The organism is Stenotrophomonas sp. YJH_SMC_58 (genome assembly GCF_059369635.1).
The window spans coordinates 1-14415 of record NZ_JCAFSW010000012.1 but is presented as its reverse complement, the minus strand read 5'-3'; the positions used below and the strand labels follow the sequence as shown (position 1 = coordinate 14415).

The window sequence follows — 14415 nt, the reverse complement described above, 5'->3', positions numbered from 1 at the left end:
GGCGCCGACAAAAAACGGCAGCCACCTGTACCAGCGCGGCTGCCGTGGAGGAACGTCCCCGCCAGGGCGGGGCGTGGGTTGCACCGGGGCGCGCCCGGGCAACCCGGTGTTGCCTTAGAACTTCCAGGTAGCGCCGAAGTACAGCTGGCGGCCTGCATAGGTATTGGAGATCAGGCGTGCCTTGGTGTCGCTTCCCAGGTGCACGCGCTGCTCGGACTTGGTGGCATTGATCACCGAGGCGGTCAGGGTCCAGTCCGGGGTCAGGTTGTAGGCCACGTTCAGGTCCAGCTGGTCATACGGCTCGGTGTAGACGGTGAGGCCATTGTTGAGCCCACCGACCACCTGGCCGCGACGGTTGAACGAGGCGCGCGCGAGGAACTTCTCGTTCTCGTAGAAGACCGTCACGTTGGCCTGGTTCTTGGCGCTGCCGACCAGCGGCGAGGAGCCGATTTCCTGCCCGTCCAGAACAATGGAAGCCAGGTTGGTGTCGTTGTAGGTGTAGTTGGCCTGCACGCCGAAGCCGAAATCGAAGGTGTACTGGCCATACAGCTCGACGCCCTGCGACACACCATCGCGGCCATTGGCCTGGGTCTCGTAGCGCTGCACGTTCACCGCTTCACCGTTGATGACCATGGGCGTGTCGCGCACCACCGGCAGGGTGAAGTTGTCCACGTTCTTGCGGAACAGGCTGACGCCGGCGACCGCGCCCGGCTGGAAGTACCACTCCACGCCCAGGTCGAACTGGGTGGCCTTGAACGGCTCCAGCTGCTTGTTGCTGCCCTGGCCGACCCAGCCTGCGGTCGATGCGCCACCGGCAACGCGGCGATCATTGACGTACTCCTCGCTGTAGTAGCTCAGTGCGCCCGGTGCTGCGATATCGGTGTAGCCAGGGCGGGCGATCACCTTCGATGCGGCACCACGCAGCACCAGCGTGTCGGTGATGTCCCATGCAATGTTGAAACTCGGCAGCACGTCGGTGTAGGTGCGGTCCACGCCGATCAGGCTGTAGGTCTTGCTCTGCGCCAGGTCATGCGGCAGGCGCACGAAGCCGCTCTCGCAGCTGTAGGTCGGGTAGGCCGCAGCGGCGGGATCGGTGCACGCCATCGGCGCGCCGGACGCGTTGTCCAGGAAGTAGTCGTTGAACTTCTCGATCGAGTCGGAAGACTGCGCGAACTGCTTGGTGCGCACCACACGCACGCCGACATTGCCGCGCAGGCGCTCGGTGCGGAAGTTGGCCTGGAAGTAGCCGGAGTAGATCTTCTCGTTGACGTTGTAGACGAAGTCTTCCTCGGTACGGTTGTGCGAACCACCGTAGGTCTTGTTCAGATAGTCGATGTAAGCCGGGTAGTTGATGCCCGGGAACACGTTGGCATTGAAGCCACCGGCAATGTTGCTGATCGGGTTCGACAGGAAGAAGCCGGGCTGCGCATCGCCGGCAGTCGGATCGCAGCCACTCTGGTAGCGGCTGTTGTCATAGTCGGCCGGGTCACGGCCCGGGCATACCCAGTAGGTGTTGCCGGTGTTGCGATGGACCTTGCCATCACGGTACTTGGCACCGAACTGGATCGAATCCAGCCAACCGGACTCGAACAGCTTGGTCACGTCGGCCTGGAAGTAGTTCTGCTTGACCTCGGTGCGCTTCCACGACGAATCGGTCGAGCCGGTGTCGACTTCGGCGATGCCGTTCATCAGCTGCTGCTGCAGGTCGGGCGAGAAGGTGGCAGACGGCGTGCCGGTCAGGTCCCATGCGCTGTACTGGTTACCGGACAGGTAGTCGTTGCCGACCTTGCGGCGCGGCTTGGCCGACATGCGGAAGTTCATCGAAGGACCACCTTCAGACCAGGTGCGGCCACCGGTGAACGAGGCCTTCCACAGCGGGCTGATGTCCCAGTCGATGGTCAGGTCGGCGGTCTGCGACAGCGCCTTTTCCTTGCTGTAGCCACCGGTCAGCTGCGGTGTCGGCATCGTGCAGTCGTCCGGGCCCCAGCCGCCGGGCTTGAGGCCGGCGGCCTTGGCCTGGTCTTCGCTGCAGTAGTAGGTCTTTCCGGCCAGCTTTTCGAACTGGGCACCGGTGACGGTGTTGCCGCTGGGGTCGAAATCCAGGCCGTTGAGCAGGCGGCCGCCAGCCCAGTTTCCATCGCCGTTGAAGCGGGCCATGCTCCATTCCGGAATCTTCAGCATGTTCTGGGTGTAGTCACCCTGCAGCTCGAAGCGGAAGTAGTTGGCGGTCATCGTGACGTTGTCGACCGGCTTGAACTGGAAGGTCAGCTGGCCGCCCTTGCGCTCGCGCTTTTCTTCCTTCACGGCGAAGTTGACCGAGGTCGGCATGAAGAAGTCGCTGTAGTTGCCGCCGGTCTGGTTGTTGAAGCCGGACTTGCCCCACCAGTAGTGGATGCCATCCTGCTGCTGCACGTTGCCATAGGCGTCGCGTGCCTTGCCGGCGCCGTACCACTGGTAGTCCTCGGTGCTGGCTTCCATGGTACGGGTCGTGCGCTTCTGCTGCGTCACGCCGACCAGCACGCCGAAACGCTCATCCTTGCTGTGCCACGAATACAGGGCCGAGGCCTGCGGGTCGATATCGTGGTGGGTATCGGAGGAGGTGCCCTCGAGCGTGACGAAGCCCGAGTTGGACTCCATGTCCAGCGGACGGCGGGTGTGCAGGATGACCGTGCCGCCGATGCCGCCTTCGTCGATGCGTGCTTCCGGCGACTTGAACAGCTCGGCGCTGGACAGCATGTTCGACGGCAGCAGGGTGTAGTTGAACGAACGGGTGGCTTCGTCGTTGGTTTCCGACGTGGCGACGTAGTTGCCATTCAACTGGGTCAGGGTCAGGTCCGGCGCAAGGCCGCGCACGCTGACACTCTTGCCTTCACCACCGCTGCGGGTGATGACCACGCCGGGCACGCGCTGCAGTGCGTCGGCCACGTTCTTGTCGGGGAACTTGCCGACGTCCTCGGCGGTGATCACTTCGACAACGGCGTTGGCGTCGCGCTTCTGCTCAAGGCTCTTTTCGATGGCGTAGCGGTAGCCGGTGACCTGGACGCTGTCCAGGTTGGTGGCTTCCTGCGAGCCGCTGGTGGTTGCCTGCTGCGCGGCGGCGCCGGCCGGAACGACGGCGGCGGCCAAGGCCAGCGCGACGGCCAGCGACAATGCGTCCTGGCCATGCGTACGTGGTGAATGCTTCATTCCCATCTCTCCCTCTCTCCTGGATTGATCCGGTGACGTGGCACGGACAACTTGAATCGATCTAATTTGAAGTGACATTGTCGCTATCGCCATGCAGTGGCAGTTGCACCGTGCGCGTGGCCTGGTACGTCCTGTTGCCGCTCCCCCAACTCCCGGCCATCGCAATGTCGTCTTGGATCGATCTAAGCGATGGGCGGGCGCTTTTTAGCATGGGTCGCCCGTGGGCGCATGCTGCTCCGCAATATGGTACTGGCGTGGCGAAGGGATGACGGTTTGCTGAAAACAGTGAAATCGTTTTCGTGCGCAGGGGAGGGTGGGTCGGCAGGGCTGCGCCCTGCACCTGCTCGACGCCAAGGCCAAAGCCAAAGCCAGAGCGGCTCTGGTTTTCTGTGGGTTGGGCGGGGCGGTGTCGGATTGCGGGGACGCCGTAAACCCGTCCATGGGGGCTTGGCCGCGGCATCCATGCCGCGGCATCCATGCCGCGGACACCCCGCAATCCGACACCGCCCCACCTTCGACAGTTTCCCGGTGACGGTTGGATTGATCCTGGAACGACATGGGGTCGTGGCGTCAGATCCGTTTTCCTTTGGAAAACGGATCTGACGCCCGATTGATTTCGATATCCGACAGAGATTCATCCACGCATGGCGTGGATCCACAGATCGCGGAAATCTGTCGAAGGCGGGGTGGGTCCGGTTGCGGGGGTGTCCGCGGCATGGATGCCGCGGCCAAGCCCCCAGGGACGGGTCTACGGCGTCCCCCGCAACCGAACCCATCCCGCCATCCCACGGATAGTCGGCTTTTGCTGTTGCTTCGGCTTCGGCAGGTGCAGGGCGCAGCCCTGCCGAACACCCCTCTCATGCTGCGCCGCAGAATGCATTCGGCTGAACCTGCATGCTCTACTTGAATCGATCTAAATTCACGGTCTGGTGGGTCGGGCGTCATTCCAGGGGGAGCTCTCTGCCGGTCACGGCGGGACTCAGCGGAACGGTGCCGAACGATCCCGGCCGTCTGCCTCCGCGTCATCGACTACAGGAACCCGACATGCGCCCAGTGCCGTCCGCTCCCGCCGTCCCATTGTCCTCCCGCCCGCTGGCGCGCCTGGCCTGTCTGCTGGCGCTTTCGACCATGCCGATGCTGCTGCAGGCCGCACCGGCGGCGCTGGAGCGCGAGGTCAACACCTTCATCGGCAGCAAGGACGACGGCAATACCTTCCCCGGCGCATCGGCACCGTTCGGCCTGATCCAGGTCAGCCCGATCGGCAGCCACTATTCGGGCTGGCGCTACGACGACGAGAAGATCCGCGGTTTCGGTCACTCCTTCATCTCCGGCGCCGGTTGCTGGGAGCAGGGCGGGCAGGTGTCGATCCTGCCGGTCACCGGCAGCATCGGTCCGGGCGGCGATTTCGATACTGCTGACGCCAAGAACTTCAACCACAAGACCTATGCCGCTTCGTACACGCATGACGGCGAGATCGGCCAGGCCGGCTATTACAAGGTGCGCCTGACCAGCTACGGCGGCATCGACGCCGAGGCCACCGCGCGTACACGTGCCGCGGCCGAGCGCTACACCTTCAGCCAGCGCCAGGGCGAGGGCCACGTGCTGGTCAATGTCGGCCAGGCCAATGAGCGCCATTCGGTGATCGGCAGCGTGGTCGATGTGGTCGGGGACCGCGTGGTCGAGGGCAAGCTGGTGACCAAGAGTTTCTGCGGCGGCCATCAGTACACCACCTGGTTCCGCATCGAGTTCGACCGCCCGTTCAAGGCGCATGGCACCTGGGGCGAGGGCGGCGGCCTGCCGGGCGCGCGCCACAGCATGGAGGGCGAACAGAAGCCGAACGGTGCCTGGCTCAGCTTCGACCTGGCCAAGGGCCAGTCGGTAACGGCGGTCAGCGCGATCTCACATGTGGATGCCGAAGGCGCGCGCATCAATCTGCGCGCGGAGGGCATGCAGGGCGGGGCGCTGCTCGGTTTCGACCGGATGCGCGCGCTGTCCCAGCAGTCGTGGCGCGAGCAGCTGGGCCGGGTGCGCGTGCGGGGCGGCACCGCCGATGACCGCGCTGTGTTCTACAGCGCGGTCTACCACGCGCTGCTGCAGCCGATGACCGGCAACGACGCCGACGGCCGCTACCGCGGCTATGACGATGGCATCCACCGTGCCGATGGCTGGACCTACTACGAGTACTTCTCGCTGTGGGATACCTACCGCGCGCAGAACCAGTGGTTGGCGCTGACCCGCCCGGACGTGGCGCGCGACATCGGCCGTACCCTGCTGGCGATCGACGAGCAGGGCGGCTGGCTGCCGCGCTGGGGCTATGCCAACTTCGAGACCAACATCATGACCGGCGATCCGGTCACCCCGTTCATGGTCGACCTGTGGCGCTTCGGTGCGCTCAAGGGCCGTGAATCGCAGGCCTGGGATGCGCTGCGCCGCAATGCCTTCGGCACGCCGCCGCTGAACTCGCGCATGGCTGGCCGCTCCGGCAACCCGACGTACCTGGACAAGGGCTACGTGGTCTACGACCGCGCGTTCCCGTCCAAGGGCATGGACGTCGATCCGCACCACGGCGGTTCGGCTACCTTGGAATACGCACTGGCCGACTGTGCGCTTTCGCAGATGGCCGATGGCCTCGGCCATGCGCAGGACGCGGCGACGCTGCGTGAGCGCGGCCGCAACTGGCGCAAGGTGTGGGCCCCGCAGGTGCGCGACGCCGAGACCGGCTTCACCGGTTTCCCGCGCCCGCGCACCGAGGATGGCCAGTGGTACACCCCGGCCGATGGCCACTACAGCCCGCGTTCGCACCACGGTTTCCATGAAGGCACGGCGTGGCAGTACCAGTGGCTGGCGCAGCAGGACGTGCCGGGGCTGATCGAAGCGATGCAGGGCCGCGAACAGGCCGGCCGCCGCCTCGATGCCTTCTTCGCGATGGACGCGCTGCAGGCGGACCCGCTCAACGCCGCCCGCAAGGAGTGGGTGGTCGGACCGTACAGCTACTACAACCAGTTCCGCTACAACCCCAACAACGAGCCGGACCTGCACTCGCCGTGGCTGTACACGCTGATCGGCCAGCCGTGGAAGACCGCGGCCGTGGTGCGCGCCGCGCAGCAGTTGTTCACCAATGCGCCCAACGGCGTGACCGGCAACGATGACCTCGGCACGATGTCGGCCTGGTACCTGTTCAGCGCCATCGGCGTGTACCCGGCGGTGCCGGGCAGCGGCCAGTTCCTGCTGCACACCCCGCGCTTCAGCAAGGTGGAACTGGACATGGGCAATGGCCGGACGCTGCGCATCGACGCGCCGGGTGCCGATGGTCGCCGCCTGCAGTACGTTCAGGGCGTGCAGGTCGATGGCCAGGCGCATGCGCCGGTCTGGCTGGACTGGAACCAGCTGCAGCAGGGCCCGCGCCTGCAGTTCGCGCTTGACGCGAAGGCGCCGGAGCAGGGCTGGGGTACGGCGGTGAAGGACCTGCCGGTGTCCTGGTGCGCGGCACCGGGCAGCCAGCTGCGCTGAGCCGGACTGTGCCGTTCGCGGTGACCCAGCGAACGGCACGGCACGACACGGCCCTGATCCATTAGGCTTGAGCCTCCAGCGGAGTCCGGGAAGACGATGAACGACAACGGCAGCAGTCCCAGCAAGCGCGCCGGCAAGGCAGTGACGGTGACCGACATTGCGCGTGCCATCGGCGTGTCACGCGCGACCGTGTCGCTGGTGTTGCGCGGCAGCCCGCTGGTCAACGTCGATACCCGTGCCAAGGTCGAGGCCGAGCTGCGCCGGCAGCGCTATGTCTACAACCGCGCTGCCGCCAACCTGCGCCGACGTACCTCGTCGAGCATCGCGCTGGTGATCAACGATCTTTCCAACCCGTTCTTCGCCGAATTCGCGTCCGGCGTGGACGAGGCGCTGGGCGGACGCGGCTACGTGACCCTGCTCGGCAGTACTGGCGAATCGCCGGAGCGCCAGCAGGCGGTGCTGTCCACGTTGATGGAGCACACCCCGGCCGGCCTGATCCTGTCGCCGGCCGAGGGCAGCGATACCGTGCAGTTGCGACAGGCACTGGGTGCCAATGCCAACGTGCTGCTGTTCAACCGCGAACTGGAAGGGGCCGACTGGGACTTCCTGACCCTGGACAACCAGCACGGCGCCTATCTGGCCACGCGCCACCTGATCGAGCGCGGCCATCGCCAGATCGCCTTCTTCGGCGGCCACGCTGCATCGAGCTCGTGCCACCAGCGCCGTGCCGGTTTCCAGCAGGCGCTGGCCGAGGCCGGTCTGTCGCTGCCGCCGGGCTGGATGATCGAGTCGGCGCCGAACCGTCTGGAAGCCGCTGCGCGCACCGATGAGCTGTTTGCCGATGGCCATCGGCCGAGTGCGGCGGTCTGCTACAACGACACCGTCGCGCTGGGCCTGATGCTGGGCTTGAATTCACGGGGCATCCGTCCGGGAGGTGACTTTGCCGTTACCGGCTTCGACGATATTTCCGAGGCCGCGGTGGCGGTGCCGCCGTTGACCACGCTCACCGCCGATCCGCGCGAGCGGGGCCGGCAAGCTGCGGCGCTGCTGCTGCAACGACTGGACGAACCGGACGCGCCGCCACGGCGCACGGTCGCGCCGGTGCAGTTGCGCATCCGCGAAAGTAGTGCCGCACGACCGAACTGACTTCTTCCGTACACCCCTTCCACGCAACAACGACCTTCCGCGCATCGAGGCGCGTACCGCATGCCGATCTCCGCAACGCCCCGTCCAACGGGATCTTCGGGCAACGCACCTGCCGTCACCAACGGCAAGGCGCTGGCCGTGGTCACCACGATCTTCTTCATGTGGGGCTTCCTGACCTGCCTCAATGACATCCTGATCCCGCACCTGAAGGCGGTGTTCGAGCTGAACTACGCCAAGGCGATGCTGGTGCAGTTCACGTTCTTCGGTACCTATTTCCTGATGTCGCTGCCGGCAGGTCGGCTGGTGGCGGCGCTGGGCTACAAGAAGGGCATCGTGGCCGGCCTGGTGATCGCCGGTATCGGCGCACTGGGCTTCTGGCCGGCGGCCGAGCTGCGCGTGTATGGCGCCTTCCTCGGTGCGTTGTTCGTTCTGGCCACCGGCATCACCGTGCTGCAGGTTGCTGCGAACCCCTACGTCGCGCTGCTGGGCCCGGAGCAGACCAGCTCCAGTCGCCTGACCCTGGCGCAGGCACTGAACTCGCTGGGCACGGCCATCGCCCCGATCTTCGGCGGCATGCTGATCCTGTCCAACACGGTGAAGAGTGCCGATGACATCGCGGCACTGCCGGCCGCCGAACAGCTGGCCTACCGTGCCGCCGAGGCGCAGGCCGTGCAGGGCCCGTACGTGGGGCTGGCCGTTGCGCTGGTGCTGCTGGCGCTGTTCGTATACCTGTTCCGCCTGCCGGCACTGAGCGACGCCACCGAGCAGGCCGACCAGGGCCACCACCACAGCTACCTGGATGCGCTGCGCAAGCGCCACCTGCTGCTGGGTGTGCTGGGCATCTTCTTCTACGTCGGCGCCGAAGTTTCGATCGGCAGCTTCCTGGTCAACTACCTGTCGATGCCCAACATCGGCGGCTTCAGCGAGCAGGAGGCCACGCATTACGTGTCGGCCTACTGGACGATGGCGATGTTCGGCCGCTTCGCCGGCTCGGCGCTGCTGGCGCGCTTCTCGCCCAGCCGCCTGCTGGCGATCTTCGCGCTGGTCAACGTGGGGCTGCTGGTCACGACCATGCTGACCTCCGGCAACATCGCGCTGTACTCGGTGGTGGCGATCGGCCTGTTCAACTCGATCATGTTCCCGACCATCTTCGCGCTGAGCATCGAGCGCCTGGGCCCGCTGACCAACAAGGGTTCCAGCCTGCTGATCATGGCCATCGTCGGCGGTGCGGTGGTGCCGTACCTGCAGGGCGTGCTGGCCGACCACATCGGTGTGCAAGCCAGCTTCATCCTGCCGCTGCTGTGCTACGGCTACATCATTTTCTACGGACTGGTCGGCGCACGTACGCCGGCTTCCGCAACGCAGGGAGGCTGAGTCCGGAATGGGTTCCATCGTTTGCTTCGGCGAAATTTTGATCGATCTACTAGCGCAGCCGCCGGCCTCGGCCGATACGCCGCGGGCGTTCCTGCAGTACGCCGGCGGTGCGCCGGCCAACGTTGCCGTGGCCGCTGCGCGGCTGGGCGCGAAGACCCAGTTCGTCGGCATGCTCGGCCGTGACATGTTCGGTGACTTCCTGGCCGACAGCCTGGTCGAGCACGGCGTGGGCACGGATTACATCGTGCGTACCGATGCGGCGAAGACCGCGCTGGCCTTCGTCGCCCTCGACGCCAGTGGCGAGCGCAGCTTCAGCTTCTACCGCCCGCCGGCGGCAGACCTGCTGTTCCGTGACAGCGATTTCCAGGCCGCCTGCCTCGATAGCGCGCAGTGCTTCCACGTCTGCTCCAACAGCCTGACCGAGCCGGCCATCGCCGGGGCGACCTTCGCAGGCATGGACCGTGCACGTGCGGCCGGCGCGGTGGTCAGCCTCGATCTGAACCTGCGTCCCGCGCTGTGGCCGGCGAACGAGGACCCGACGCCGCGCCTGTGGCAGGCGCTGGAACGCGCCGACCTGGTGAAGCTGTCGCGCGAGGAGCTGGACTACCTGGCCGCGCCGCTGGGCGCCGATGGTGAGGCAATGGTGCTGAGGCGCCTGCTGGCCGCGCAGGCGCGCTGGGTGATCGTCACCGACGGTGCGGCCACGCTGCACTGGTACACGCGCGACAACCACGGCACGGTCACCAGCTTCCGCGTGGCCACCGTCGACACCACGGCGGCTGGCGATGCTTTCGTCGGTGGCGTGCTGGTTGGGCTGCTGGAGCGCGGCGGCGCCGGTACCGGTTTTGCCGCCTTCTGCCAGGACCCGGAGGCGATCACCGCCACGCTGCGCTTCGGCGCCGCGGTCGGCGCGCTGGCTGTTACCCGCAAGGGCGCGTTCGCCGCGATGCCCTCGCTCGATGAAGTGCAGCAGCTGCTGCAGGCCCAGGACATTACCGCATGAGCACCTCCCCCGACTTCCGTTCGCCCGCGTTCCTGCGCGCGCATATCGCCGACACGATGGCGTTCTACCATCCGCGCTGCATCGATCCGAACGGTGGCTTCTTCCACTACTTCCGTGACGACGGCAGCATCTACGACGCCAACCATCGCCATCTGGTGAGCAGCACGCGTTTCGTCTTCAACTACGCGATGGCCTACCGCGAATTCGGCAACGCCGAGTACCGTGAGGCGGTCGAGCACGGCGTGCACTACCTGCGCGAGGTGCACCGCAACCCGGCCACCGGTGGCTACGCCTGGACCCTGCGTGATGGCAAGGTCGAGGACGACATGAACCACTGCTACGGCGTGGCGTTCGTGCTGTTGGCCTACAGCTGCGCACTGAAGGCCGGTCTCAAACAGGCCCGCGCATGGATGGACGAGACCTGGCAGCTGCTGGAAGCGCGCTTCTGGGAGCCCCAGCACGGCCTCTACAAGGACGAAGCCGATGGGCAGTGGAACTTCACCGGCTACCGTGGCCAGAACGCCAACATGCACATGTGCGAGGCGATGCTGGCCGCCTTCGAGGCCAGCGGCGAACAGCGCTATGTGGAGCGCGCGCTGCAGCTGGCCGACAACATGACCCGTCGCCAGGCCGCCAAGGCCGGTGGCCTGGTGTGGGAGCACTACGATTCCAACTGGGAGATCGACTGGGACTACAACCTGGACGACCCCAAGCACCTGTTCCGCCCGTGGGGCTTCCAGCCCGGCCATCAGACCGAGTGGGCCAAACTGTTGCTGATCCTCGATCGCCACGTGCAGGCCGACTGGCTGGTGCCGACCGCGCAGCATCTGTTCGACGTGGCCGTGGCGCGCAGCTGGGACAACGCCCGGGGCGGCCTGTACTACGGCTTCGCACCGGAGTCGCGCCGGCAGCCAGGCATGGACGGTGCGCCGATCGGTGGCGACAGCTTCGTCTGCGACGACGACAAGTATTTCTGGGTGCAGGCCGAAACGCTGGCCACCGCCGCACTGATGGCCAAGCGCACCGGCGATGACCGCTACTGGCAGTGGTATGAACGCATCTGGGCCTACTCGTGGGAGCACTTCGTCGACCACCAGTACGGTGCATGGTTCCGCATCCTCGATGCCGACAACCGCAAGTACAGCGACGAGAAGAGTCCGGCCGGCAAGGTGGATTACCACACCATGGGCGCGTGCTACGAAGTGTTGAACGTGGTGCGCTGAAGATCGTTTGAATGCAGTAATTCCAGGCCATGCCTGGCAATCCGGAATCGGTAGCGCCGGGCCACGCCCGGCGGAAGAACAGGAGCTCCGCGTGCATCGTCTTTCCCTCGTTGTCCGTCTGCTCCTGCTGCTGATCGCAGCCTCCGCCTTCCCGGCAACTGCAGCCCCGCTGCAGGCACAGTGGGAATTCCGCATGCTGCCCGGTGATGCGCAGGGTGCAGCCCACCCGGGCCTGCAGCAATGGCGTGCGGCGAAGGTGCCGGGCAGCGTGCACACCGACCTGCTCGCCCACGCGCTGATCCGCGATCCGTACGTCGGTGCGCCTGAGGCCGAGCTGCAATGGATCGGGCTGGCTGCCTGGGAGTACCGCGCCCGCTTCGACGTGGATGCGGCGACGCTGGCCAAGCCCAATGCCGAGCTGCGCTTCGACGGGCTGGATACCTATGCCGAAGTCAGCCTCAACGGCAGGCCGCTGCTGCGCGCGGACAATGCGCACCGCACCTGGCGTGCGCGCGTGGAAGGGCGCCTGCGCGCGAATGGCAATGAACTGCAGATCGTGTTCCGTTCACCAATCCGCACACTGCTTCCCGGTGTACAGGCGATGCCGCACAAGATCGCCGGCAACTATCCTTCGCCCTATGGCGATGAGCCCAAGGACGCGATGGTCGGCAACTTCGCGCGCAAGCCGGCCTATCACTTCGGTTGGGACTGGGGCCCGCGCTATGTCACCGCCGGCGTGTGGCGCGGGGTCGACCTGCAGGCCTGGGATGCGCACCGCCTGACCGATCTTGCCGTGCGTACCGATGCATTGAGCGCGGAGCAGGCGAAGCTGGCCGTGCTGCTGCAGATGGAGCAGGGCGCGGCGGCCGGTTCTGCGGTGGTGAATGTCGATGTGCGCGATCCGCAGGGTCGCATCGTGGCCCAGGTGCAGCGCACGGTGCTGCTGAAGCCCGGCCAGAACGCCGTCGAAGTACCGGTCGAACTGGTCAAGCCGCAGCGCTGGTGGCCGGTCGGCCACGGTGCACAGGACCGCTACACCGTGCAGGCCCGCCTGGACGGTGGCGCCGATGCAGCGCTGGTGCGCGAGCAGCGCATCGGCCTGCGCACGGTTGAACTGCGCCGCGAGGAAGACGGCAAGGGCGGGCAGGGCTTCGCTTTCGTCATCAACGGCGTGGAGATCTTCGCAAAGGGCGCCAACGTCATTCCGTTCGATGCCTTCCCCGCACGGGTCGACGCCGCGCGCCTGCGCCAGGTGCTGACCGCCGCGCGCGACGCCAACATGAACATGCTGCGCAACTGGGGTGGCGGCTACTATGAGGACGATGCCTTCTTCGACATCGCCGACGAACTGGGCCTGCTGGTCTGGCAGGACTTCATGTTCGGTGGTGGCATGCAGCCGGGCTACGATCCGGCCTTCCGTGCCAGCGTGGTGGCCGAGGCACGCGACAATGTGCGCCGGCTGCGCCATCACCCCAGCATCGTGCTGTGGTGTGGCAACAACGAGGAAGAAACCGCCTGGAAGGACTGGGGCCACGGCCGCGACCTGAAGGCGGCCAACCCGGCATTTGCGGCGAAGGTCTGGCAGGGCTACGTCGACCTGTTCGGCAACGATCTGCGCCAGGTAGTGGGCGAGGAGGGGCTGGGCGTGCCGTACTGGTCCAGCTCACCGAGCAACGACCTTGACGAGAAGGCCAACGATTCAACGCGTGGCGACAAGCACTACTGGCAGGTCTGGGGCAATCCGGCGCTGCCGGTGCAGGCTTACCTGCGCGAGACGCCGCGCTTCATGTCCGAGTACGGCCTGCAGGCATGGCCGTCGGTGGCCACCGTGGACCAGATCGCCACCCGCGCCGAGCAGCGCATCGACAGCCCGGTGATCCGCGCGCACCAGAAATTCATGGCCGGCGAGGGCAACAGCCGCCTGCTGCACTACATCGAACTGGGCTACGGCACGCCGAAGGACTTCGAGGACTTCGTCTACCTCAGCCAGGTGATGCAGGCCGATGGCATCGCGCTGGCCGCGTTGCACCATCGCGCCTCGCGGCCGTACACGATGGGCTCGCTGTACTGGCAGCTCAACGACGTCTGGCCGGGTGCTTCATGGTCCAGCCTGGACTACTTCGGTCGCTGGAAGGCGCTGCACTACGCCGCGCGGCGCTTCTTCGCGCCGGTCACGCTGGCGGCATTGCGTGATGAGGGCAGTACGCGGGTGCGCCTGATCAATGATGGCGCTGCCGCAGATGCACGTTGGCGGTTACGGGTGATGGATGTGGATGGCAAGGTGCTGCGTCGTCGCGAGGACGCGGTGGCGTTGACGGCGGCGGGCGTCACCTCGATCGGTGATTTCCGCGATGCCGAGCTGCTGGCCGGTGCCGATCCGAAGCGCACGGTGGCCGTGTTCGAGCTGCTGCAGAACGGGGCGGTCAGTGCCCGCCAGATCGTCGGATTCGTCGAAGCAAAAGACCAGGTGTTGCCGCGGCAGAAGCTGAAGGCCACCCTGTCCATCGAAGGCGACCACTATCGACTGCGGCTGGACAGCGCAGCTTACGTGCGCGCGACGTGGATCGATTTCGGTGCGCTGGACGTGCAGGTCGAAGACAACCTGCTGGATCTGCTGCCGGGCGAGACCCGGGACATTGCGGTGCGCGGCCCGGTGGACCTGACGACCCTGCGCGAAGCAATGAAGCTGAAGACCCTCAACGATCGTTGAGGGCGGCACATCCTGTTTTGGTAGGTGCCAACCTTGGTTGGCACACACCGAACATGCCAACCAAGGTTGGCATCTACCAGACGCGGAGACGGGCAGGTGCGGACCGGTGGTCCGCACACCTTGATCGTTGAGGGCGGCACATCCTGTTTTGGTAGGTGCCAACCTTGGTTGGCACACACCGAACATGCCACCCAAGGCTGGCATCTACCAGACACGGAGCCGGGCAGGTGCGGACCGTTGGTCCGCACACCTCGATCGTTGAG

The 14415-nt window shown here is 66.1% G+C and carries 7 protein-coding genes; 6 read left to right on the top strand and 1 reads right to left on the bottom strand.

What is annotated here, in order from left to right; translation table 11 throughout:
* Positions 1–114: 114 nt before the first annotated feature.
* Entirely contained in the window at positions 115–3192 is a 3078-nt protein-coding gene (locus AC5P68_RS15355; protein WP_033833308.1) for a TonB-dependent receptor, read from the bottom strand.
* 1038 nt (positions 3193–4230) lie between these two features.
* On the opposite strand from AC5P68_RS15355, the gene AC5P68_RS15350 reads away from it, so the two are divergent.
* The 6 genes from AC5P68_RS15350 (at position 4231) to AC5P68_RS15325 (ending at position 14152) form a co-directional block, all read left to right on the top strand.
* A complete protein-coding gene (locus AC5P68_RS15350; protein WP_495217134.1) occupies positions 4231–6696 on the top strand; it encodes a GH92 family glycosyl hydrolase in 2466 nt (821 codons plus the stop codon).
* A gap of 96 nt (positions 6697–6792) precedes the next feature.
* Positions 6793–7842, top strand: coding sequence for a LacI family DNA-binding transcriptional regulator (locus tag AC5P68_RS15345; RefSeq protein ID WP_005413180.1), 1050 nt, complete (start codon positions 6793–6795; stop codon positions 7840–7842).
* A 60-nt stretch (positions 7843–7902) separates the two neighbouring features.
* The gene (gene fucP / locus AC5P68_RS15340) at positions 7903–9216 is read left to right on the top strand and encodes an L-fucose:H+ symporter permease (protein WP_033833310.1); all 1314 of its coding nucleotides are present in this window, start codon (positions 7903–7905) and stop codon (positions 9214–9216) included.
* A gap of 7 nt (positions 9217–9223) precedes the next feature.
* Positions 9224–10219 carry a carbohydrate kinase family protein gene (locus AC5P68_RS15335; RefSeq protein ID WP_049404350.1) on the top strand — a complete coding sequence of 332 codons (996 nt, stop codon included), beginning with the start codon at positions 9224–9226 and terminating at the stop codon, positions 10217–10219.
* Complete coding sequence (locus AC5P68_RS15330; protein ID WP_049431832.1) at positions 10216–11442, top strand: AGE family epimerase/isomerase; 1227 nt, start codon at positions 10216–10218, stop codon at positions 11440–11442. The genes AC5P68_RS15335 and AC5P68_RS15330 overlap by 4 nt, the downstream gene beginning before the upstream one ends.
* A 91-nt stretch (positions 11443–11533) precedes the next feature.
* Positions 11534–14152, top strand: coding sequence for a beta-mannosidase (locus AC5P68_RS15325; RefSeq protein ID WP_184013841.1), 2619 nt, complete (start codon positions 11534–11536; stop codon positions 14150–14152).
* Positions 14153–14415: the final 263 nt, after the last annotated feature.